Source organism: Brevundimonas sp. ALps5 (assembly GCF_058681645.1).
The window spans coordinates 122,162-144,158 of record NZ_CM178744.1 but is presented as its reverse complement, the minus strand read 5'-3'; the positions used below and the strand labels follow the sequence as shown (position 1 = coordinate 144,158).

General features: G+C 67.9%; 17 protein-coding genes. 5 read left to right on the top strand and 12 right to left on the bottom strand.

The features are described from left to right. Positions 1–7 precede the first annotated feature (7 nt). From ACW172_RS00500 to ACW172_RS00490, 3 genes are read right to left on the bottom strand one after another with little or no spacing between them, the layout of a single operon-like run. The gene (locus ACW172_RS00500) at positions 8–1,324 is read right to left on the bottom strand and encodes a CitMHS family transporter (RefSeq protein WP_492033247.1); all 1,317 of its coding nucleotides are present in this window, start codon (positions 1,322–1,324) and stop codon (positions 8–10) included. Further along, positions 1,321–1,656, bottom strand: a complete 336-nt coding sequence (locus ACW172_RS00495) for a DUF4387 domain-containing protein (RefSeq protein WP_492033246.1) — start codon at positions 1,654–1,656, stop codon at positions 1,321–1,323. The genes ACW172_RS00500 and ACW172_RS00495 overlap by 4 nt, the downstream gene beginning before the upstream one ends. After that, positions 1,656–3,056, bottom strand: coding sequence for an acyclic terpene utilization AtuA family protein (locus tag ACW172_RS00490; protein ID WP_492033245.1), 1,401 nt, complete (start codon positions 3,054–3,056; stop codon positions 1,656–1,658). The genes ACW172_RS00495 and ACW172_RS00490 overlap by 1 nt, the downstream gene beginning before the upstream one ends. Before the next feature lie 197 nt (positions 3,057–3,253). On the opposite strand from ACW172_RS00490, the gene ACW172_RS00485 reads away from it, so the two are divergent. Next, positions 3,254–5,419, top strand: a complete 2,166-nt coding sequence (locus tag ACW172_RS00485; RefSeq protein ID WP_492033244.1) for a TonB-dependent receptor — start codon at positions 3,254–3,256, stop codon at positions 5,417–5,419. Positions 5,420–5,520: 101 nt separating this feature from the next. Then, a complete protein-coding gene (locus ACW172_RS00480) occupies positions 5,521–6,228 on the top strand; it encodes a GntR family transcriptional regulator (protein ID WP_492033243.1) in 708 nt (235 codons plus the stop codon). Here ACW172_RS00480 and ACW172_RS00475 read toward each other — a convergent pair. The 4 genes from ACW172_RS00475 to ACW172_RS00460 form a co-directional block, all read right to left on the bottom strand. After that, positions 6,225–8,420: a TonB-dependent receptor domain-containing protein gene (locus tag ACW172_RS00475; protein WP_492033242.1), complete on the bottom strand. Its 2,196-nt coding sequence runs from the start codon at positions 8,418–8,420 to the stop codon at positions 6,225–6,227. The genes ACW172_RS00480 and ACW172_RS00475 overlap by 4 nt on opposite strands. Positions 8,421–8,533: 113 nt before the next feature. Then, entirely contained in the window at positions 8,534–9,757 is a 1,224-nt protein-coding gene (locus ACW172_RS00470; protein ID WP_492033241.1) for a CehA/McbA family metallohydrolase domain-containing protein, read from the bottom strand. A gap of 391 nt (positions 9,758–10,148) precedes the next feature. Then, on the bottom strand, positions 10,149–10,871 hold the full coding sequence (locus tag ACW172_RS00465) for a tetratricopeptide repeat protein (RefSeq protein ID WP_492033240.1): 723 nt from the start codon (positions 10,869–10,871) through the stop codon (positions 10,149–10,151). A gap of 69 nt (positions 10,872–10,940) precedes the next feature. Beyond that, the gene (locus ACW172_RS00460) at positions 10,941–13,229 is read right to left on the bottom strand and encodes a TonB-dependent receptor (RefSeq protein WP_492033239.1); all 2,289 of its coding nucleotides are present in this window, start codon (positions 13,227–13,229) and stop codon (positions 10,941–10,943) included. Between the two features lie 148 nt (positions 13,230–13,377). Between ACW172_RS00460 and ACW172_RS00455 the strand changes: the two genes are divergently transcribed. Together ACW172_RS00455 and ACW172_RS00450 are read left to right on the top strand one after the other, a co-directional pair. Further along, positions 13,378–14,061, top strand: a complete 684-nt coding sequence (locus ACW172_RS00455; RefSeq protein WP_492033238.1) for a Fe2+-dependent dioxygenase — start codon at positions 13,378–13,380, stop codon at positions 14,059–14,061. Between the two features lie 171 nt (positions 14,062–14,232). Beyond that, positions 14,233–14,571, top strand: a complete 339-nt coding sequence (locus ACW172_RS00450) for a hypothetical protein (protein ID WP_492033237.1) — start codon at positions 14,233–14,235, stop codon at positions 14,569–14,571. Between the two features lie 15 nt (positions 14,572–14,586). Here the strand turns inward: ACW172_RS00450 and ACW172_RS00445 are convergent, their stop codons facing one another. Then, positions 14,587–15,210: a methyltransferase family protein gene (locus tag ACW172_RS00445; protein ID WP_492033236.1), complete on the bottom strand. Its 624-nt coding sequence runs from the start codon at positions 15,208–15,210 to the stop codon at positions 14,587–14,589. A gap of 189 nt (positions 15,211–15,399) precedes the next feature. Between ACW172_RS00445 and ACW172_RS00440 the strand changes: the two genes are divergently transcribed. After that, a complete protein-coding gene (locus tag ACW172_RS00440; protein ID WP_492033235.1) occupies positions 15,400–15,750 on the top strand; it encodes a PepSY domain-containing protein in 351 nt (116 codons plus the stop codon). Between the two features lie 75 nt (positions 15,751–15,825). On the opposite strand, the gene ACW172_RS00435 is transcribed toward ACW172_RS00440, so the two are convergent. From ACW172_RS00435 to ACW172_RS00420, 4 genes are read right to left on the bottom strand one after another with little or no spacing between them, the layout of a single operon-like run. Further along, positions 15,826–16,446 (bottom strand): DedA family protein, encoded by a 621-nt coding sequence (locus ACW172_RS00435; protein WP_492033234.1) that lies wholly within the window; start codon positions 16,444–16,446, stop codon positions 15,826–15,828. Further along, on the bottom strand, positions 16,446–19,556 hold the full coding sequence (locus tag ACW172_RS00430; RefSeq protein WP_492033233.1) for an efflux RND transporter permease subunit: 3,111 nt from the start codon (positions 19,554–19,556) through the stop codon (positions 16,446–16,448). The genes ACW172_RS00435 and ACW172_RS00430 overlap by 1 nt, the downstream gene beginning before the upstream one ends. 3 nt (positions 19,557–19,559) lie before the next feature. Further along, positions 19,560–20,462, bottom strand: a complete 903-nt coding sequence (locus tag ACW172_RS00425; RefSeq protein WP_492033232.1) for an efflux RND transporter periplasmic adaptor subunit — start codon at positions 20,460–20,462, stop codon at positions 19,560–19,562. Continuing rightward, the gene (locus ACW172_RS00420; RefSeq protein ID WP_492033231.1) at positions 20,459–21,835 is read right to left on the bottom strand and encodes a TolC family protein; all 1,377 of its coding nucleotides are present in this window, start codon (positions 21,833–21,835) and stop codon (positions 20,459–20,461) included. The genes ACW172_RS00425 and ACW172_RS00420 overlap by 4 nt, the downstream gene beginning before the upstream one ends. Between the last annotated feature and the right edge of the window lie 162 nt (positions 21,836–21,997).

Sequence of the window (21,997 nt, the reverse complement as noted above, 5' to 3'; positions counted from 1 at the left end):
CCGGCCGTCACAAGCCTGAGGCGACCAGCGGGAAGGCGCCGAAGATCAGTCCGCCCAGGATCATGATCAGGCACAGGCCGATCGCCTTGGGCAGGATGAATTTCTGCATGTCGGCCATCTCGACCTCGAGCAGGGCCGCCAGAAGATAGAGGCCGGCGACCAGGGGGCTCATATAGTGGACGGCGCCGCCCATCAGTGAGGCCCGGCCGATCGCGGCCGGATCGATGCCGAACCCCGCGGCGGTCTGGGCGATGACCGGGACGATGCCGAAATAGTAGGCGTCGTTCGACATGAAGAAGGTCAGCGGCATGCTGGCCAGGGCGGTGATCGGCGCCATGTACGGCCCTACGGACGGGGGAATGACGCTGATCAGGGCGTGGGCCATGGCGTCCACCATGCCTGTGCCGTTGAGGATGCCGGTGAAGGCGCCGGCCGACAGGATAAGGGCGACGATGTTGGCGATATTGTCCGCATGGCTGCTGACGCGTTCGCGCTGTTCGCTGAGCCGGGGGTAGTTGATCGTCACGGCCAGGGCGAAGGCGACCATCATGACGACCGGCAGCGGGGCTATCCCCGTCGCCAGACCCGCGACCAGGGCGAGCGTCAGGGCCAGGTTGACGAGGATCAGGCGCGGGCGCCGCTCGGGCCGGTCGGCCCCTTCCACGAAGGCCGAGGCCACCGGGCCGCCGGACACTAGGGGCTCGCGGCCTGCCAGCCGTTTCCGTTCGGCTCGACCCAGCATCACGGCGAAGCCGAGGGTGGCGACGACGCCGACCAGCATGACCGGAATGAGCGGCAGGAAGACCTGGCCGATGTCGAGGTGAAGCGCGCTGGTGACCCGCGCTGCGGGCCCGCCCCAGGGCAGGAGGTTCATCACGCTGTTGGACATCAGCAAGAGGGCGCCGAGCGTCAGGGTCCGCATGCCGACGCGGCGGTAGACGGGCAGCAGGGCGGAGGTCGTGACCAGAGCCGTCGTCACTGCGTCGCCGTCCAGGGAGACGACGGTGGCCAGGATCACGGTTCCGACGGCGATGCGGATCGGATCCGTCCCGACCAGTTTGAGCACCAGATTGACGAGGGGATCGAACAGGCCGGCGTCGATCATGATGCCGAAGTAGAGGATGGCGAAGACCAGCATCAGGGCGGTCGGCGCGACCTGGATCACCCCCTTGATGATCATGCCGCCCAGGTCGGGAGCGAAGCCGGCGATCACGCCGAAGATCAGGGGCACCAGGATCAGGGCCGCGATGGCGGACAGACGTTTCGTCAGGATCAGCGCCATGAAGACGCCGACCATCGCGAAGCCGAACAGGGCGAGGGTCATGCGGCGACTCCTTCGGCCGGGCTGTCCGCGCCGAGCTCCAGATTGAGCAGCCGGACATATTGCTGGCCGGCGTGCATGTCGCGTTCGACCGCGCCGCCCTGGGCCGTCGGCCGGGGGTAGGTGAATTTGATCACATGCAGGTCGTCGACCGGAATGCGTTTGATGAGGTCCGGCTCTGCGCCGTAGAGTCGGCCGAAGGCCTCGGCCGAGATCGCCGGATCGTCGCGGTAGCGATCATAGGTCTCCGGCGTGAAGAACAGGTCGACCGTGATCCAGAAGGGGCCGGCGTTCTTGGACCGCACATAGCGGCAGACGTCATTAAGGCGCGGCATCAGGCGACCGCCTTTCCAGAAGAGGCGTCGGCGGACAGGTCGATCCAGGCGGTTCGGACCAGTTCCATGGGATCATCGACCTCGACGACGTGGTTGAGCCGGAACTCATAGACCTGTCCCCGCTCGATCTCGGCCGGCGAGAAGGGGAAGCCGTAGCTGGGCAGTTCCTTGCCCTCGCTGGCGGGGAAGTGGAAGAAGTAGGGATTGCAGGTCTTGGCGATCCGCGTGGCCAGGTCCTGGGTTTCGGCGGTCACGACCAGCACAAGGCCGATCTCGGGCGGCGGACCCTGTGTCTCGGCAGGAGGCAGCCCGCTCAGGGCGTTCCAGCCGTAGGCGCGCAGGGACAGGTCGAAGACGCCGGCCGCGTCGCCGATGGTCTGGGCTACACGATGCAGGAGCGCCGCGTGCAGCCGCCCTGTGAAGCCGTCAATGTCCGCGAGCACGTCCGGGGCGGCGATGCCGACCATCATGAAGGTCTGGAACGGCCCGCGGCCCGACCCCTCGAGCTTCATCGTATAGGGCCGATCCTCCCAGATCGACCCGGTGACCCGGACCGTGCGGTCGTCGAGGGCGACGTAGCGCGCATCACGGACGTTCAGGACACCGCCGGGCTCGACCAGATGGAAGGGGTCGCTGTTCTCGTACAGCATGTGGGACGAGACACTGTAGGGCGTGCAGCGATTGTCGGGCCTGATGGGCGCGATGTCGAAACTGTCCTGGCGCAGCCGCATGGTCACCCCGGGCTGGGTCGGATTGACGGTGCACAGGCCACCGCATTCCGTCAGTTTCGCTGCATGCCAGGCCAGCCCTTGCGGAATGCCCTGTCTCAGGGCGAAGGCGGACAGGACGCCGGTGTCCGTGGTGCGGCCGCCCAGGATGATGTCGGCGCCGCCGTCGAGGGCCTGGATGTAGGGTTCGGGCCCCATGAGGGCGACGATCCGGTCGCAGGATTCGATCCGGTCGTCCGTCAACGCGGGCAGGGGGGCGAGTGGCCGGGTGCGGCCGGCGGCCAGTTTGGTCTTGATGACCGCCGGATCCTGTTCGGAATAGAGCAGGGCGATGCGGGGTTTCAGATCCAGTTCGGCCGCGATCTCGACGACGATGTCGCGGGTCCAGTCCACCGCATCGTCGCAGCCGGACGTCCCGCAGGAGCCCACCAGCACCGGCACCCGGTATTTGGCTCCGGCCGCCATCAGGATCTTCAGGTCATGTTTGACGGATTCGCGGCTGACCTTGGAGACGCCTCGCCCCAGATAGAAGGGACCGCTATCGGTCGAGCCGGCGTCCACCGCGATGGCCTGGGCGCCTTCGGACAGGGCGCGTTCCATCTCGTCGGCGCGAACGCCCGCGCCGAGCGCCCCGTGCGGGACCGCGATGAGAATTTCGTCTGGCTCGAGCACTTCAACCCCGTCGTTTCTGTCTTTCGGGCTGGATTATAGGAAAATCTGATTTGAGCAAGGCGGAAACTGGCCGGTAATCGGCGCCTGTATGTGTGAATTTGGAAGATCGTAGGAAACAATTTGCTCAAATGTGAATCGTGTGCCACTTCCTTGGCCAACGACGGCGTCGCAAAGGCGCTGCGAGGGAGAGCCATCACATGAACCGCACGTCTCACCGCGCCCTGTGCGCGACTGTTTCCGCCCTTGGCCTGATGGCCGCGGCCGGCGCCGCCATGGCCCAGACCGCGCCGGCGCCCCAGGACGAGAGCCAGGCGTCCTCGCTGGACGACGTCATCGTCACGGCCCAACGCCGTAGCCAGAACCTGCAGGAGGTGCCGATCACCGTGACGGTGTTCGGGGCGCAGCAGCTTCAGGAGGCCAAGATCGAGCAGGTCTCGGAGATCGTGACCCGTACGCCGGGTCTGAGCTTCGACGCCTTCCCCAGCAGCCAGCCCCGGCTCGCCGTTCGCGGCATCGGATCGTCAGACAAGGGCGCGGCCGGCGACGCCAGTTCGGCGGTCTTCCTCGATGAAATCTATCTGGGCCGCCCGGCCGCCGTGGCCTTCGACGCCTTCGACATCGCCCGGATCGAGGTCCTGAAGGGGCCGCAGGGCACCCTCTTCGGCCGCAACGTCGTCGGCGGGGCGGTGAACGTCATCACCCAGCGCCCGCAGATCGGCGTGTTCGACGCCGCGGCGGAAGTCTCGGCCGGAAACTACAGCCAGCTCGATGGGGCGGGCTTCGTCAATGCGCCGCTCGGCGACACGACCGCCCTGCGCGTCAGCGGCGCCTGGCGCACCCACGACGGCTATGTCCGTAGCCAGACGACGGGCGGCCGGCTTGAGGATCAGGACACCCAAAGCGCCCGTATCCAGCTGCTGTCGCAACCGAACGACAGGCTGGAATTGCATCTGACGGTCGACGGAACGCGCGACCGGGGCAACGGCACGGCCCAGCATGTCGTGGACGTCGACCCGACCTCCTCGAACGCCAGCCGGTGGACCATCAATCGCGACCGCGACTACAACGCCTCCTCGATCAACGGGGTGCAGAACCGCGACACCTGGGGCGTCCGCGCCGCCGCCGACTATGACCTGCCGTTCGCGACCCTGAGCGTCCTCGCCTCCTATCGGGACGTCGACTACGAACAGTTCTACGACTTCGACGGGGGAACCTTCCCGTCGAACCTGATCAACCTCGCCGGCGGCGACAGCGAACAGACCGGCTTCTCCAGCCAGGAAGTCCGTCTGTCCTCCCTGCCGGGGAGCAAGGCGACCTGGGTCGCGGGCCTGTACCGCTACTACGCCGACACGGACCGTTCGACCTCGCTGGATCTGACCATCGGGACGGCCCTGCGGCACGAGGTGTTCGATCAGAACGCCCGGACCGAGAGCCTGGCCGCCTTCGGCGACATCAGCTGGCCGCTGACCGAGCGACTGTCGGTGTTCGGGGGGCTGCGCTACTCGACCGACGACAAGACCTACCACATCACCAATACACGCTCGACCGTGCCGATCCGGTCCAGCGGCTTCTTCGACGTCAACGCCCAGCAGGACTGGGATGCGACGACCTGGCGGATCGGGGCCAACTACAAGATCACACCGAACCATATGATCTACGGCGACATTTCGCGCGGCTACAAGAGCGGCGGCTTCCAGGACACGCCGTCGAGCGCGGCCGATGCGGCGACGCCCTTCAACCCCGAATACGCCACCCAGTATGAGATCGGCCAGAAGAGCCGCTTCCTCGACGGTCGCGCGACGTGGAACAACACCCTGTACTGGATGGACTACACCGATCTGCAGACCTCCCAGCTGATCGGCCTCGTCAGCCGCGTGACCAATGCCGGCCAGGCGACGATCAAGGGCTATGAGACCGCGCTCAGCCTCTCGCCCGGCGGCGGCTTCGAACTCGACGCCGCCTACGCCTTCACCGATGCCAAGTTCGACGTCTTCTTCGAGGGCGCGGACGATCTCTCCGGCAACCGGATCTCCCGGACGCCGCGTCACAAGGTGGTCCTGTCGCCGTCATACCGCCACGACCTGGCGAGCGGCGCGTATGTGAAGTTCGCGGTCGACTATCGCTACGAGAGCTTCATCTACGACGACAACTCCAACAACAATCTGGAGGTCCGCGAGCCGACGGAGTTCGTGGACGCCCGGGTCATCTTCAACTCGCCGGACGATCGCTGGGCCCTGACGCTGTGGGGCAAGAACTTGACGGACGAGCTGACCCGCACCCACCAGACGACGTTCCTGGGCGGGACCTTCGCCGGCTATAACGCGCCGACCACCTATGGGGTCACCCTGCGCTGGAACCACTGACCGTTCCTTCCTGAAACTGGGCCGGTCTCCCGGGCCGGCCCGCTTCTTTACTCAGGAAGCCTTCGTGTTCAGGTTCCGCAGGAACCTGAGTCGAACCCGTCATGAAGCCGAACGCCGAATCCGTCGTCGACACCGCCACCAACGCCTTGCGCGAGGCGATCCGCTACGGGCGGTTCGCGCCCGGCCAACGTCTGGTCGTGGCGGACCTCAAGGAAATCTACGGCACGAGCGCCGGCCCCATCCGTGAGGCCATCACCCGCCTGGCCGGGGAGGGGCTGATCGATCTCATTCCCAACCGCGGCGCCGTCGTGCGGACCTTCGCCGAACGCGACATGCGCGAGCTGTTCCAGGTTCGCGAAGCCCTGGAAGGCATGGTGGCGCGGCTCGCGGCCCTGAACGCCCACCGGGCCGACTACGCCGATCAACTTCGGGCGCTGATGGCGAAGCTCGAAGCCCATACGCGCGACGGCGACATCAGTCTGAGCGTCACGCGCGAGGAGTTCCACGATCTGCTCTACGAGATGAGCGGCAACGCCAAGCTCAAGGAGACGGCCGTCCGGCTAAGCTATCCCGGCTATGGTGTGCGCTACAGCCGGTTGATCGGGGCGGCGCGGACCCAGGCCTCCCTGGCCGAGCACCAGGCGGTCGCGGACGCGATCCTTGCGGGGGATCCGCCCGCCGCCGAGCGACTGATGCGCCAGCACCTGAGAAATACCGCGATCGCCATCCAGGACGCCATCGACGCGGCGCCGGACTTCAAGTCGGCCTTCTTCGGCTCCGACGAGCGCCAGGGCTCCCCCGCGAACTAGTCCGTCAGTTCCGCCGGCGCGATCCGGGCCGGGCGGGCGCCGCCGAAGGGGATGGTGACGGCGAAGTTGAACAGCCGGCGTGAACCGCGACGTTCGGTGATCTGCTGCAGGGTCGCGGTATCGATGTGCGACCGCTCGATCTGGCTGTCGAAGACGTCGGACACCGTCGCCACCGCGCTGACCCCGTTCGCGAAGGTGTGCAGATAGCCGAGGTTGGCGCTGGCCACGCCCTCGCGATAGCCCTGCGCCGTCTGGCGGCGTCCGCGATAGTCGACGCTGACCTGCAGCAGATCGGACGGGGTCAGCTGATAGTCGAGGCCGCCCTTGACCGATGAATTCCATCCCGACCGCACGTCAAAGCCCAGATTGCCGGGATCGAGCCGGGTGTAGTTGACGTCGCCGCTGATCCGGTAGGCGAGGCGGTCGGTCAGCTTGCCGCGTCCGGCGAAGACCAGGCCCGCCGCGTCGCTTTTCCCGAGGTTCTCCTCCGTCGTCAGGATGACCGTGGGGCTGATCAGCCGGGTCACCTCGGTGAAGGTGTTGGTCGTCTTGCGCAGATAGCCCGTGACCTCCCACGACATGCCGTTGGCCGCATACTGGTAGCTGGCCTCGAAGGAGTCCGTCTCACGCGGCTTCAGGTCGGCGTTGCCGGCGCGCAGGTTCAGCGGATCGGTATAGACGGGGTAGGGGTTCAGGTCCTCGACCTCTGGCCGCGCCACGCGCTTGCTGTAGGACAGCCGCAGGGTCTGGGTGTCCGACAGTTCGTATTGCAAATGCAGGGTCGGATAGACGTCGAAGGCGTCGCGACGCTTCGTCAGGCCCAGATCGACCTGGTTCGCATGATCGATCATTTCCTCCAGCCGCAGGCCGAAGATGGCCGACAGCTTGCCGGTCAGCGGCCGCTCCCAGGTGGCGTAGAGGGCGTGGATCGTCCGGTCGTAGAGGAAGCGGTTGGTCCGGTTGGCGTCAGGCAGATAGACGCCGCCCGCATCGACCGAGCCGCCGCGATGGCGATAGTTGGCGTCCTCGCGCAGGACGTCATAACCGATCTCCAGATCGCCGCCGGCCAGGGGCGTGGCGTAGGTGGCGGTCAGCTGGCGCTGGAGCTCGCTCTCGCTCGGGGTTTCGAGATCGGTCTGATCCGGTCCGACGGGCAGGCGGTAGGTGTTGGTCAGGCGGCGGGTCTGCTGCTCCACCGTGCGGCCTCGCCTCAGATCCAGCGAGAAGGTGCGCCCCTCGCCCGAGAAGGTGTGCCGCCAGCCGGCCAGAAGCTCGTCGGAGGTCTGGGTTTCGTCGCCGCCGCCGAACCGGTCGTAGTCGCGGGTCACCGCGCCCCCCGGCGTCAGGACGTGATTGGTCTGGAAGGCGCTGAGGCCGCCGCTGCGTTCGGTGTAGCTGGCGCCGGCGCTCAGTCGGTCGCGAGGTGTGGCGTCGTATTCCAGACCCGCGCCGATCGTCTTCGACAGGCGGCTGGTGTCGAAGGCCGTGACCTGGCGCGTCTCGGTCGCCACGCCCGTGATCGGATCGGTCAGGATGCGGTCGTCGGTAGAGCGGCGGATGCGCTCGTCCTGACGCAGGCCCAGATTGCCGTTCAGGGTCAGGGCGCCGATGCGCTGCGTCGCGGTGACCCCGAGACTGTAGCGCCCGTCCGTCCCGACACTGGCGCGGACCGAGCCGGACCGGCCGGGCGTCCGGGTCTTCTTCGTGACGATGTTGATGATCCCGGCCGTGCCGTCAGGGCGGAAGGCCGCGGACGGGTTGGTGATCACCTCGATGGTCTCGATCGTGCTGGCGGACAGGCCCTGCAGGGTGTCGGCCCGGTTGAGCGCCGACATCGTCGTGGAGGGGCGGCCGTCGATCAGGATCTGGACGCTGGGGTCGCCGCGCAGGCTGACCACGCCCTGGGCGTCGACCTCGACGGAGGGGATGTTCTTCAGCATGTCGCTGACCGATCCGGAGGCGGCCTGCAGATCGCTGTCGACGCGATAGGTGCGCCGGTCGATGGAGGTGGTCGCGGCGGGGCGCTGGCCGGTGACCACGACCTCGCCGACGGCGGTGGCGTCGGACGAAGGGGTTTGGGGCGGGGTTCGGGTCTGGGCCGGGGCTGTCTGGGCCGAGGCGACGGCGGGCAGGACCACAAGGGCGGCGGCCACGGCCTGAGCGACGGGCCTGGCGGTTCGGGAGAAAATCATGGACAGCCCTGAGGAGACACCTGATCGGCCGTGACGGCGAATCCGGGTTCCCCGAGCCCTAGAGGGCCGGCCATGACGGCGGCCTGACGGCCGCATTACGTTTCTGGCGACGGTCAGTCTGCGCGGGCGTAGATCGGGTTGGAATAGATCCAGATCATCTCGCGTGGGGCGCCGGCCAGGGTCGGAACGCGGGTGGTGACCTCGACCCGATAGACGCCGTCGTCGTCGCTCGCCCAGGTTAGGCCGGCGTCGCCCGGCGCGCTGCGAGCCACCTCTGATCCGTTGCGCAGGAGGTGGATGACCGGCTTTAGGGGCGCCGCCGACGCGGGCAGCCGGACCCGGTAGGTCGTGGGCGGACCGGCGGCGATCTGGTCGCCCATCCAGGCGGTCTGGCCTGGGCGCTCGCCGGTGAACATGAAGCCGGTTCCGTCGCCCAGGACATCGAGGGAGACGAAGACGTGGCCTGCGCGCAGGGCGTCATAGACCAGTGGCGCATCCTCTTCGTGTCGCCCGGTGAAGGGCGTCGGCGTCACGATATGATCCCGGGCGATGCGCATGATGTCGCGCGCGGGCGGGAAGGGGATCTTCCAGTCGTCGGACAGCTCGATGGCCTGATGGATGTCGGGGGCGTAGAGGCCGACGAACCGGCGCGTCCGGGTGATATGATCCCATTTCGCCAGGGCCGAGGCCGGGCGCCCGCCGAGTTCGAGATAGGCCGCCATCGGGCGGAAGGGCAGGGCAGCGAACGCCGCCGTCTTGGCCTGTGCGGGGGCGTCGTAGAATTGGTCGGCGAGATCGAGGATCTCCATGCCCATGACGCGGTCGTCGATCGGGCCCTTCCACGCCCATTTGCGATGGGTCGGATGGGCGATGACGGCCAGCCCGCCCTCGGCCTGAACCCTGGACAGGAAGGGCGCCGTCGGCGTTTTGCCGTCGGCGGGGGCCGAGGCGATGTTCAGGCCCAGCATATGACCTTCCGGCCGGGAGCTCTCGACGCCGGTCAGCATCAGGACGCCGCCCTTCCAGCCCTGCCGGCCGTCGGAGATTGGCTTCAGGGTGTTGTGGTCGGTGACGATCAGGAAGCGAATGCCCTGCCGCCCGGCATCCGAGGCCAGACTGTCGTAGGAGCCCGACGCGTCATCTGAATAGGAGGTGTGAAGGTGGATCAGTCCGGCGTAGTCGTAATGAGGCGTCAGGTGGCGGCTTCCCTGCGAAACGCTCTCCGCCTCGCTGAGGGGCGCGCGCAGGCCGCCGATAACGATCAGGCTTAGGACGCCGATGGCCAGCTTTTTCAGCGTCGTTGAACGAAAGAAGGGATTCGCTGATGCGAGCGTCATGAAATGGCGTCCGGTTCCGGATCTGCATAGGGCCGCGGCGTGGCGCGCTCGCCAAAAGGCGACGACAGGGCGGTGAAGTTTTGGAGAAAGGTTTGCGGCGCTGCAGCGAGGGGCCGTCCCGATAGGCATGACGAGGCGTCAGATTTCATGGCCAGCGCCTTCAGAGGATTTGGTCCTGCTGAAATCGACGGAAGCGTCTGGCTCCGACCCCAAAAATTGACGCGGACTATCTGGCCGAACGTCGCCGGGCGAGGTCGGTCAAGCCTTTGCCGGCCAGAACCGCGGCAGCGCCCTGGCGATTTCGGCTTCACTATAGGGACGGGTTCCGACGGCGAACTGTCCCGAGGGGTGATCCGAAGGGGTCTGGCCGCGGACGCTCTGTCCGTGCGACTTATCGACCGGCCTGCAGCGCTCGCCTCAGGCCCTGCAGGGTCGGTTCAGCGCGGCTCTCCAACCACGACAGCAGATTGTCCCGGAAGGCCGGGGTTCCCGTCCGCCAGGCCGTCTGAAAAAATGAAGACGCCTCGGCCGCGCGTCCGTCTTCCACGAGCAACCGGCCGACATTGAAGGCGCCGCGAAAGTCACCACCCGCCGCGCCGCGTTCATAGAGGCTCCGGGCCTGCGCCGTATCGACGGGGCCGGCCCAGCCGTCCTCGTGGAAGCCGCCCAGCACGGTCATGGACTTGGCGTGGCCGAGGGCGACCGCCTTCTCCAGCCAGGCGCGGGCGGCGACCTTGTTCTCCGCCACGCCCCGGCCAAGGGCGAGGGAGGTCGCGAAATTATACATGCCCCAGTCCAGTCCGGCGTGCGCGGCCTGGGCGAACCAGCTGGTCGCGGCTTCATCCGACGGCGTGACGCCCCAGCCGTTCTCGTAGCAGCGCCCGACCATGTTGGCGGCCATGGGGCGACCTGCCCGGGCCGCCTTCAGGAACCAGCCGAAGCCTGCGACGGGGTCGGCGGGGCCGCCGCGTCCGTCCATCAGCATCTGGCCAAGGATGGTCTGGGCCTCGGGCGATCCGGCCGTCGCCCATTCGCTCATCTTGCGGAGCGCCTCCTCGTCCGGCCCGGCAAGGACGGCGTCGATCTCGGCGGCGGCGGGGGCGGCGTCGGTCATGGGGTTCGCAGTGGAACGCCCCCTCGACCGGGTCGAGGGGGCGTTCCGATCCTCTGGACGTTTCGAGGTCTAGTAGCGGAAGTTCAGCGTCAGGGTCGCCGACCGTCCCGGCGCCACGGTGGCGTAGTGGGTCGGATAGGCCTGGTTGAAGTAGAACTCGTCCGTCAGGTTCTGCACATTCAGGCGCAGGTTCAGCTGTTCGTTGATGACGTAGGTCGCGTTGGCGTCAACCCGCGTGTAGTCCGGGATGTACTTGGTGCTGTTGATGGTCGCGGTCGAGGCGTTGCCGTAGACCTTGCCCATGTAATAGACGCCGACCCCGACGTTGAACTGCGGCGTCACCTGGTAGTTGGTGGTGATCGAGGCGCTGTTTTCCGGGGTGTTGGGGAAGCGGATGCCGTCGTTAAGCCCGAAGGCCGCGCCCGATCCGCCCGCCTTGACCAGTTCGGAGTCGAGGTAGGTGTAGCCGGCGAACACCGACCAGGCGTCCGTGATCTCACCGTTGACGCCGATTTCCAGACCCTGGATCAGTTTTTCACCGACCTGGGCCACGGTGCCGTCGGCGACCGTGATGCGGGCATTGTCGGTCTCGACGCGGAAGATCGCGGCCGACAGGGACAGGGCGTCGCCCAGCACGTCCCACTTGGCGCCGATCTCATAGGCCTTGTTCTCTTCGGGGACGAAGGCGGCGTTGATGGTGCTGGACAGGGCGTTGGAGTCCACGCCCTGGGCCAGGGCGTTGCCGACCGGCGTCGATGAGGTCGAGTAGGTCGCATAGACGGTCGCCGCTTCAATCGGCTTGTAAACCAGGCCGACCTGATAGTTCACCAGATCGTCCTGACGCTTGAACGTCGTGCGGGCGCCGGCGGTCAGGGCGGAGATGAACTCGGCCTCGTAGCGGTCGAAGCGGAGGCCGAGGTTCAGCTGCCACTGCGGGTTCAGGGTGATGGTGTCGAAGGCGTAGAGACCCTTGGTCGTGGTGCTCGAGTTCGTCGGCGTTCCGGTCTTGGTGATCACCCCGACCCACGGGTCATTGGGGTTCGGATTGTTGACCGTGGTGCAGTTGAAGTTGGCGACGGCGGCCGGGAGGCAGCGGTTGTAGGACGCCAGCGGCAGGCCGCCGCTGGTGATGGTGTAGGTGTCGTTTTCGCCTTCTTCCTTCGACAACTCCAGGCCGGCCGAGAAGCTGTGGCGGATCGAACCGGTGTTGAAGGTGCCGTACAGGTCGGTCTGGTTGAACAGGGTGTTCACGTCGCTGATGCGCGTGTTGGCGCGGCGCCAGACCAGGCCGTAGTAGATGTTGCCCTGGGTGTCGTCGGGCTGGGTGTAGATATAGTCCTGCGAGCTTTCGCTGTAGCGGGTGGTGTTCCGGAAATGCAGGTTCGGGCTGAAGTCGTGCTCGAGGCGGACGGTGCCGATGTCGACCTGTTCCTTGCGGAAGTCGCGGTCGGTCAGACCGTAGAAGGTGCTGCGATCGACGTTGATCGGCGAGCCGTCGCCCTCGACCGCCACGCGCGGCAGGCTGTCGGACCGCACGCGGAACAGCGGGTTGTTGTAGGGCAGGCCCGAGTCCGGCAGGTCGTCGGATTGCAGGTGGTAATACGACAGGGTGGCGCGGGTGTCCGTGCCGATGCCGAAGGCGATCGAGGGCGCGACGCCCCAACGCGAGTTGTAGACCTCGTCGCGGCCGGCGACGTGGGCGTCGTGATACAGGGCGTTCAGGCGCACGGCGGCCGTGTCGCTGAGCTGGTAGTTGCCGTCGATCGTGGCGCGGCCGTATTCGGCGGTGCCGATGCCGAGCGAACCGGCGATGAAATTGTCGAGCTTCGGCGACTTGCTGTTGATGTAGATGCCGCCGCCGGCGCCGCCGCGGCCGGTGTAGACGCCCGAGGCGCCCTTGATGACCTCGATGCCCTCGACGTTAAAGACTTCACGCGACTGGGCGCCGGTGTCGCGCACGCCGTCAACGAAGGTCGAGGACTGGGTGTCCGCGCCACGCAGGAAAGGACGGTCGCCCAGGGGGTTGCCGCCTTCGCCGGCGCCGAAGGTGATGCCGGGCACGGTGCGCAGGGCGTCGACCAGGCTGACCGAGCCGGTCGTCGCGATGATTTCTTCCGGGATGACCGTGACCTGGCGCGGGGTGTCGCGCAGCGGGGCGGTGATCTTGGGCGTCGAGGTCACGCGCTGGCCGTTGACGATGACCTCGCCGAGGCTGGTCGCGGCGCCGGTCTCCTGAACATCGTCCGAAACGATCGACTGGGCCGCGGCCGACTGGATGCCGGCGCCGCCGAGCATGGCGAAGGCGAGGGTCGAGGCGCCGACGGCGACGCGGCTGTTTCGGGACGAGGTGTTCGACATGGGGGGAGGGGTCCGTCTGTTGTTGCGACTAACTCGCGAAAGCGGTGGTCCGATTGCGACCTGCTGCGGCATCTGTCAATGAGAACCATTCACAAAAGATAGGCTGCGGCGCAAAAGCGTCACTATTCCGCCGTCAGGTCACCGCTTCATGCTCATCCGGATCCCCAACCTTCTGTCTTCTGACGATGTCGCGCGCATTCGCGAGGCCATCGACGCGGCCGACTGGACCGACGGCAACGCAACGTCTGGACACCAGTCGGCGCTCGCCAAACGCAACCGCCAGCTTCCGGAAAGCGCTCCGGCGGCGCGGGCGGCCGGGGAGCTGATTCTGGACCGGTTGAGCGCGAGCCCGCTGTTCGTGTCGGCGGCTCTGCCGTTCAAGGTCTTCCCGCCGCTGTTCAACCGCTATGAGGGCGGCGAGACCTTCGGGGTTCATGTCGACAATGCCGTCCGCGCCCAGGCCGGGTCGGATTTCCGCATCCGTAGCGACCTGTCGGCGACGGTCTTCCTGAGCGATCCCGACAGCTACGACGGCGGCGAACTGGTGATCGAGGACACCTATGGCGACCAGCGGGTCAAGCTCGCGGCCGGGGACATGGTTCTCTACCCGGCGTCGAGCCTGCATGAGGTCACGCCGGTAACGCGGGGCGTGCGCGTCGCCTCCTTCTTCTGGATCCAGAGCATGGTCCGCGACGCCGGCGAACGCCGCCTGCTGTTCGAACTGGACGGCTCGGTCCAGGCCCTGACCGCCCGGCATGGCGGCCGCGATCCCCAGGTGATCAGCCTGACCGGCCTCTATCACAATTTGCTCAGAAAATGGGGCGATCTCTAGGGAGGCGACGGTTGTCGCAGATGGATTTCCCGCGGCGGATGTAATGCCGCCGTCACGTTAGGCGAAGGTCGGCCCCGCCATCGGTAAGCGGCGCCATCCCTCGGAGCCCGCTTGGACACTTTCGATCTTTCCCGCCGGTCCGGCGTTCGCCTCAGTGCGACGTCGAAGCGGGTGCTTGCCATTTTCGAAGGCACGACCGAGGTCATGGATGTCGAGCGGGCGTGGATGGTCGCGAACCATCCCGACAATCCGCTGGCGCGCTCCAGCGTCTATCGCGCCATCCGCGACCTGCAGGACAAGGGCTATCTGGCGGTAAACGCCGTGCTGGGGCCTCGCATCTTCTTCCAGTTGACGCGCGAGATGCCGCTGATCAACCTCGTTGACGTCGAGCGGGAAACGGTCACGACCTTCGTCGACGAGGCCCTGGCCGAGCGGATCAAGGCGGTCATCGCCGCCGCCGGCTTCGACCTGGCCGGCGGCATCGACCTCAGGGTTACGCGCAGGCGTTGATCGCTCGTTTCGGCCTCAGGGCAGGGTGAAGACGGTGTGGATCCAGCCCGTCTCCTGGGCGCGTTCGATCAGTTCGAAGATCGGGATGGCCAGCAGGAAGGTCAGGCCGTCGGCGATGGTGGTCAGGAAGAAGCCGGGACGCACTTCCAGCGTCTCCTCGGCGCGCCACAGCGAGAAGTTCGGCCAGAAGCGCGGCGTGCGTTTCAGATAGGCGGCATAGGGCTCGCCGAACGCGTCCAGCAGCCAGGCCTCTTCGCCCTTCACTGTGGCCCAGAAGACCACATAGGCGATCAGGACGAACAGCAGGGCCAGGGTGATGCTGCCCGTCTGGGCGCCGATGCCGAAAGCCCCGATGAAGCTGAAGACATAGAGGGGGTTGCGGGTGATCGAATAGGGGCCCTGATCGATGATCTCGGCCTTCTTGCGTCCGCCGATATAGAGCGAACACCAGCCGCGGCCGACGATGGCGACCCCGATCAGGATCAGGCCGACCGTCTCCAGGATTTCATGGAAGGGCGTCTCGCCGTTCAGGGTCTTTGTGAAGGCGGCGAGCGCGATCACGCCGAGGATGAGGATGAACAGGACGATCTTGCGAACGATCTGCATGCGCCGGATTGCGGCGTTCTTTTCTTCGGACACGGTCAGTTCCTGTCTTGGCCGCGCGCGAGCGCGAGGCGGGGGGTAGCATGGGAGAAGCGGGGTGTACGCATCATCTTGCGTATCCGGGAGTGCGGCAGATCGGTCGCATCGTAATGTTCGGGCAATGATAGCGACAGGTCCGACCGCGTACGACGATCCCGCAGACTCTTCGTCTGCAGGGAGATCGAAATGAAAAAACTGTCTCTGATCGCTCTGGCCGCGCTCGGCGTCGCCGGAGCCGCCGCGGCCGGCGTCGCGACCGCCCGTCCGGCCGAGAGCGAGGATGCGGCCCTGCTGGCCCGCGCCACCGTGCCGATCGCGACCGCCATTTCGACGGCGGAGACCGAAAGCCACGGCCGCGCCGTGGAGGTCTCGCTGGAGGAAGAGCACGGCGGACCGGCCTGGATCGTCACCACCATCGCCTCTACCGGCGACATCAGCGTCGAGATCGACGCCCGCACCGGCGCCGTCAAGGAAATCGGCCCGGACGACGAGGACGAGGGTAAAGAGCACGAAGGCCACGAAGGCGCCGACGACTGATCCTCGAACGGCTTCACCGGAATCCCCGGGCGGCGCGCTTCGGGGTTCCGGTGATCCGGGCGGAAGACGAGAGTCTCAGACATCGTCGTCTCCTTTGCGGAGGCGGCGGCGGAAGGCGACAAGCCGGTAAAGATAGGCCGCGACCGCCGCAACCAGCACGAACGCAGTGACCGGGTTGAGCCAGGCCTCGACCCGGTCGTAGTGCGCTTCAAGACGATACCCTGCATAGGCCAGCGCGAAGGTGAAGGCCGCCGTTCCCGCGGTGGTCCAGGCCAGAAAACGCCCCATGCCCATTCCCGTCACGCCGGCCGGAATGGAGATGAAGGTCCGCACAGTCGGGATAAGGCGTCCGATCATGACAGCCGGCCCGCCAAGGCGGTCGAAGACTTTTGCAGCGCCATCGATGTCCTCGGGCGCGAGCGTGAACCAGCGCCCGTGCACGGCGGACCAGCGCCGCAGGCGATCCAGTCCCACCCTGCGGCCGACTTCGTACCAGACCCAGGCGCCCGCCACAGCACCGAGCGTGCCCGCCGCCACCAGCAGGGTCAGGCTGAAATCCCCCCGGGCCGCCGCGAACCCCGCCAGCGGCATGATCACCTCGGAGGGCAGGGGCGGGAAGACGTTTTCAGCGAACATCAGAAACGCGACGCCGAGCACGCCGGTAACCGCGATGATCTGAACGATCAGATCGAACATCAGGCCGGTTGCTCCGCAGCCGCGTTCGCCTCATGCGCCGACTCCGCCGGTGCGCGCAGGTAGCGCCAGATCAGGGCGGGCAGGACCAGCAGGCTGATCAGGGTCGAGGTGACCAGGCCGCCGAGAATGACGATGGCCATCGGGCCCTGGATCTCGCGCCCCGCCTGACCGGTCTGCAGGGCCAGCGGCAGGATGCCGAGACCGGTGACCAGGGCCGTCATCAGAATGGGCGTCAGCCGTTCGCGGGCCGCCAGCACCACCGTCTCCAGCGACCAGTCATGGCCCTCATAGGCGACCAGGTGCTCGGTGTGGGAGATCAGCAGGATGGCGTTGCGCGAGGCGATGCCGAACAGGGCCACGAAGCCGACCAGCGAGCCCAGCGACAGGCTGCCGCCGGTCAGGGCCACGGCGACCACCCCGCCGACGAGGGCGCCCGGCGCCGTGCCGAGGATCAGGCCGACCGCCCGACCGCTGCGGAAGGCGAGCAGCAACAGAATGATCACCCCGACCAGGGCCACGCCGACATTGAGCAGCAGGTCGTTGCGGGCGCTCGCGGCGCCGGCGGCCGAGCCAGAATATTCGGCATAGACCCCGGCCGGCAGCTGGGCCTTGGCGATCGCCGCCTGCGCGGCCTTCGTCACCTTCGCCACATCGCGAGGAGCGGGATTGGCGGTGACGACCGAGACGGCGCGGCCGCCGTCGTGGGCGATGACGGTGCGGCCGTCGACCAGCCCGACCCTGGCGATCTGCCGCAGCGGCACGACGGCGCCCGAGCTCGACCGGATCAGCAGGTTGCCGACCGCTTCCGGCTGGGACCGCAGGTTCGGCGGGGTGGTCACGGCGATGTCGAGGGCGCGGTCCTGGCGATAGATCTGGGCCGCGACCGTGCCCTGATAGGCGGTCTGGACCGCATCCAGCACCTCGGCCGGTGACAGGCCGTAGCGGCCGACCGCGACGGGATCGAGGGTGATGCGAACCGCGGGCGTCGAGGGCGGCGTACCCAGCTGAACATCGGTCGCGCCGGGCACGGTCTTGAGGATGGCGTCGACCTGACCGGCGGCCTTGTCGAGGGTGTCGGAATCCGCGCCGTAGAGGCTGACCACCAGACTGGCGGTCTGGCCGGATAGGGACTCGCCGATCCGGTCGCCGAGGAAGGTCAGGACCTCGGTTTCCAGCCCCGGATAGGCGGCGAGAATGTCCTGGATCTTCTGCTGGATCCGGTCCTGTTCGGCGCCGGAGAGCTTGGGTTTGAGCTCGACGTGGAACTCGCTGCGCTCCGTGCCCCAGGTGTCCTCGCCGCCCGAGGCGCGGCCGATCTGCTGCTCCACGGACTGGATGCCCGGCACGGCCAGAAGATCCCGGGTGATCGCCTTGCCGTAGGTGCGCATGACGGTCAGGGACGCGCCCGGCCGGGCCGCCACGCCGAGCACGAAATGGCTCTCGCGGAAGGCGGGCAGCAGCTCGGTGTTGAACAGGGCGAAGCCGGCGCCGGTGATCACGAAGGCGACGATCGAGACGATCAGGGCGGCGCGCGGGCGGACCGAAATCCGCTGCAACAGTCCCGCGTGCTTCTCCTTCAGCGCCAGCAAGGGCTTGGGCTCTTCCGGCAGATGCGCCTTTTTGAGCAGCAGCAGGCTCAGCGCCGGAGTGACCACCACGGCCACCGCCAATGAGGCGAGGGTGGCGATGATGAAGGCGGCGGCGAGGGGGCTGAAGAAGGAGCCCTGCAGCCCATGAAGGAACAGCACCGGCGTCAGGATCAGGGCGACGACGAGGGTGGCGTAGATGACCGGCGCCCGGACCTCGAGCGAGGCGTGTAGAATGGTCAGGGCGGCGGGCTCGCCCGCGTCGCGGGTGCGCAGGCGCCGCACGATGTTCTCCACGTCGATGACCGCGTCGTCCACGACCACGCCGAGGGCCACGGCCAGACCGCCCAGCGTCATGGTGTTGATGGTCCAGCCCATCCGGTCCATCGCGATCACGGCAATCAGCAGCGACAGGGGGATGCTGAGGAAGGAGATCACCACCGCGCGCCAGTTCCGCAGGAAGACGAACAGGACCAGGGCGATCAGGGCCGCGCCGATCAGAAGGTCCTCGACGATGCCGCCCAATGCCGCCTCGATGAAGTTGGCCGGGCGGTGCAGGCCGGTGTTCACCGTCACCCCTGCGGCGTCGAGCGTCGGCTTCAGTTCCTGCAGGGCGGCTTCCAGCGCCTTGGTCGCGGTCAGGGTGTTGGCGCCGTACTGGCTGGACAGGCTGATCAGGACGCCGGGCCGGCCCATGATCAGGGCATCGCCGTTCAGCGGGGCGGAGCCTTCGGCGACCTCGGCCACATCGGCCAAACGGATCGGCAGACCGTCGACAGTGGCGATCTGGGCCGCGCCGATCTCGGCCGGGGTCGAGGCCTGGCCTTGCGTCTCGATCAGGATGCGCTGTTCGGAGGTGTCGATGAAGCCGCCGCCGGTGACCCCGGTCGCGGTGCGCGCGGCGGTGACCACATCGCTGAAGCTCAGGTCGTGGGCGGCAAGGGCGTCGGGCCGGACGCGGATCTCGATCCGGCGGGTTTCGCCGCCATAGACGGTGGCGCGGGCCACGCCGGGGGCCGACAGCAGACGCGGCCGCACGGTCCATTCGACCAGATCACGCAGCTCCATCGGGCTGAGCCGGTCGCTGGTGAAGCCGACCTTGAGCAGGTCCATGGTCGAGGAGGTCAGGGGGGCGACCTTCGGGGCGGTGGCGCCCGCCGGCAGGTTGGATGCGGCCTCGCCCAGGGCCTCGGCGACGATCTGGCGCGACCGGTAGGGATCGGCGCCGCTCTTGAAGGTCACCGAGACCAGCGACAGGCCCTGAATGGATTCCGAGCGTACCGTCTCGACTCCGGCGGCGCCCGCCACGGCCTGTTCGATCGGCCGGGTGACCAGCTGTTCGACCTGTTCGGCGGTCAGGCCCGCCGCCTCGGTCTGGACCTCGGCCTGGGCCGGGACGAACTCGGGGAAGACGTCATAGGAGGCTGACTTCAGCGTCATGCCGCCATAGGCGAGCAGCAGCGCCGCCAGGACCACGATGATGCGGGCGCGCTCCAGCGACCAGTGGACGACGGCGTTCAACATGGATCAGCCGCCCGCCTGTTCGGCGGCGTAGAGGGCCGAGGCGCCGCGTGTGGCGACGACGTCTCCGGCCTTGAGGCCTGACGTCACGAACAGGCCCTCGGGCGTAGCGACCGGCTGGTCGAGCAGGCGGCGCTCGAAGGCTTCGGCGCCGGTCTTCACATAGACCCAGCTCTGACCCTCGGCGCGCAGGACGGCGCTGTCGGGCACGAGGACGCCGGTCACGCCGCCACCCGCCGGGATCTGCACCGGAAGGGCGAGACCGACGCCCAGCAGCCGGGCTTGCGGACCTGTGACGATGGCCAGCTGGCCTGCCGACTGCAGACGGGGATCGGCGGTGCGCGAGGGGCCGAGGATACGCGCCCGGGCCGTGCCGTTCGGCCCGAGGTCCAAGGTGACGCCGCCGCTGTTCGCGGCCGGCGTCGCGGCGTCGATGCGCAGCAGGACGGCGTTCCCGGCGGCGAGGTCGCGGATCAGCCGGGTGCGGCCGCCGTCGCCCATGGCCGTCAGCGCCGGTCCCCATTCGAGGCCCAGCCGGGTTCTCAGCAGTCGGACCTTCGCCTGATCGGCGCGTGCCGTGGCGACGGCCGCTTCCGAGACCTTGGCGGCGACCATCTGGTCGGTGGCGTTCAGGGCGGTGGCGCGGGCGGCTTCCGCCTGTGACGCGGCGGCGGCGGCGAGGGCGGCGGACAGGTCGCTGTCGAGCAGGGCCAGCGGTCCGGCGTCGATGACCCGGGCGTATCCGGCGACGCTGGGTGCATGGCTGGCGGCCGTAAGGGGGGCGGTCTGGACCGAGAGCCGGTGCTGGGTCGCGGCGGGCATCTGCGCCGGCGGCGGGGCTTCGGCGGCGGCGCCGCACAGGCCGAGAGCGATAGCGGCCAGCAAGGGCGCGTGACGGCGGGCGTTCATCGGGTCGTCTCCGGGCCAGAGGCAGGGGAGGGGATGGCGGCGGCGAGGCGATCGCGTTCGGCCGGGTCGGCAAGAACGCGCGTCGCGGCTTCGAAATCGGCGAGGTCGGTCGCCTGTAGGCGGCGCACATCGACGGCCGACAGATCGACGTCCAGTGCCGAGGCCTCGGCGGCCAAGGCGTCGGTGCGGTCGTTCTCGCCGAGTGCGACGGCGCGGTCGGTCAGGGCCTTGGCGCGGGCGGCGAGGGGGCGGTCCTCGGCCTCGATCCGGGCCGCCTGACGGTCAGCGCCGGCCAGCGCCGAGGCGGCGGCGTCCACCTCGGCGAAGACCTTGGCCTGGGCGGCTTCCAGCGCGGTTCCGGCCTCGGCCCGTTTGACCTCGGCCTCGTTGATCGCGGCGCGGTTCAGGTCGACCGGGGGCAGGGCGAGGCCGAGGTTGAACGGCAGCTTGGTGATCCCACGCTCCCAGGTATAGCCGGGGCTGAGCGTCACCTGCGGATACTGACCGGCCACGGCGGTGCGCAGACCCTGTTCGGCGATGTCGTAGTCGACGACGGCCTTGAGCACATCGGCGCGGCCGATGGCGGCGTCGCGGCGGAGGGTGGGTACAGCGTCGGCGGCGGGCGGCGTGGCGGTCGGGGTCTCGATCCGGAGGCCGCCCAGGGCCTCGACCGTCACGCCGAGCTGGGCCGCGATCGCCGCCCGGGCCTGTGTCAGGGCCGCCGCCGCCGAGGTCCGGCGCTGGCGCGACATCGACAGTTCCGTCGCCGCGGTCAGGGCGACGGGCCGGGCGTCCTCGCCGAGGGCGACCCGGCGTTCGAATACGGCGAGCCGCTGCTCGCGGATGGCGATCTGCCGGTCGGCGATGGCCAGTTCCTGTTCCGCCACCGCCTGATCGAACAGGGCGCGGCGCAGGGCGGTGCGGGTCGCCCAGACCGCCTCGATCAGGTCGTAGCGTGCTTTCAGAATGGCCAGATCGGCGCTGTCTATGCGCGCGCCGCGCCCCCGGTCCAGCGGTACATCCAGCGCCCCGCCATAGAGCCACGGCTTGTTCGGATCGGCCTGTCGCGAATATTCCGCCGTCAGGGTCAGGGTCATCGCCGGGCGGACCCGCGCGGTCCGCGCCGCCGCGACGGCGCTATCGTAGGCGGCGCGGGCCTGAAGAACCGCCGGAGCCCGCTGCAGGGCCAGATCGAGGGCGCTGAGATACGACAGGGTTCCGCTGGGCGGCGTCGGCACGGTCCGGGCCTCGATCACCCCCGCCGAGGCGGCCAGATCCACAGGTTGGGCCTGGTAGGAGACGCAGCCGGTCAGGGCCGCGCTGATGGCGATTGCAAGGGCGCTGACGCCGATAATCCTCTGGCTGTGACTCACAGGGAACTCGCCCAACAAAGCAATGTCTTCCGCCTAGGCCTCACCGTTTACGCGTAGTCTGACGGTCGCATTAATTCGGCGTCGAAGCCACGACTTCGGCTGGCCTCCAGGCCCGGCTTCGTGATCATCTCCGGCCATGAAGCGAGAGTTCCAGTCTCAGGT

Bases quoted from the DNA above. Each gene is read 5' to 3' on its own strand.
- ACW172_RS00500 (WP_492033247.1), bottom strand. From the start codon at position 1,324: ATGACCCTCGCCCTGTTCGGCTTCGCGATGGTCGGCGTCTTCATGGCG.
- ACW172_RS00425 (WP_492033232.1), bottom strand. From the start codon at position 20,462: ATGAACGCCCGCCGTCACGCGCCCTTGCTGGCCGCTATCGCTCTCGGC.
- ACW172_RS00435 (WP_492033234.1), bottom strand. From the start codon at position 16,446: ATGTTCGATCTGATCGTTCAGATCATCGCGGTTACCGGCGTGCTCGGC.
- ACW172_RS00495 (WP_492033246.1), bottom strand. From the start codon at position 1,656: ATGCCGCGCCTTAATGACGTCTGCCGCTATGTGCGGTCCAAGAACGCC.
- ACW172_RS00430 (WP_492033233.1), bottom strand. From the start codon at position 19,556: ATGTTGAACGCCGTCGTCCACTGGTCGCTGGAGCGCGCCCGCATCATC.
- ACW172_RS00440 (WP_492033235.1), top strand. From the start codon at position 15,400: ATGAAAAAACTGTCTCTGATCGCTCTGGCCGCGCTCGGCGTCGCCGGA.
- ACW172_RS00460 (WP_492033239.1), bottom strand. From the start codon at position 13,229: ATGTCGAACACCTCGTCCCGAAACAGCCGCGTCGCCGTCGGCGCCTCG.
- ACW172_RS00470 (WP_492033241.1), bottom strand. From the start codon at position 9,757: ATGACGCTCGCATCAGCGAATCCCTTCTTTCGTTCAACGACGCTGAAA.
- ACW172_RS00465 (WP_492033240.1), bottom strand. From the start codon at position 10,871: ATGACCGACGCCGCCCCCGCCGCCGCCGAGATCGACGCCGTCCTTGCC.
- ACW172_RS00455 (WP_492033238.1), top strand. From the start codon at position 13,378: ATGCTCATCCGGATCCCCAACCTTCTGTCTTCTGACGATGTCGCGCGC.
- ACW172_RS00475 (WP_492033242.1), bottom strand. From the start codon at position 8,420: ATGATTTTCTCCCGAACCGCCAGGCCCGTCGCTCAGGCCGTGGCCGCC.
- ACW172_RS00485 (WP_492033244.1), top strand. From the start codon at position 3,254: ATGAACCGCACGTCTCACCGCGCCCTGTGCGCGACTGTTTCCGCCCTT.
- ACW172_RS00480 (WP_492033243.1), top strand. From the start codon at position 5,521: ATGAAGCCGAACGCCGAATCCGTCGTCGACACCGCCACCAACGCCTTG.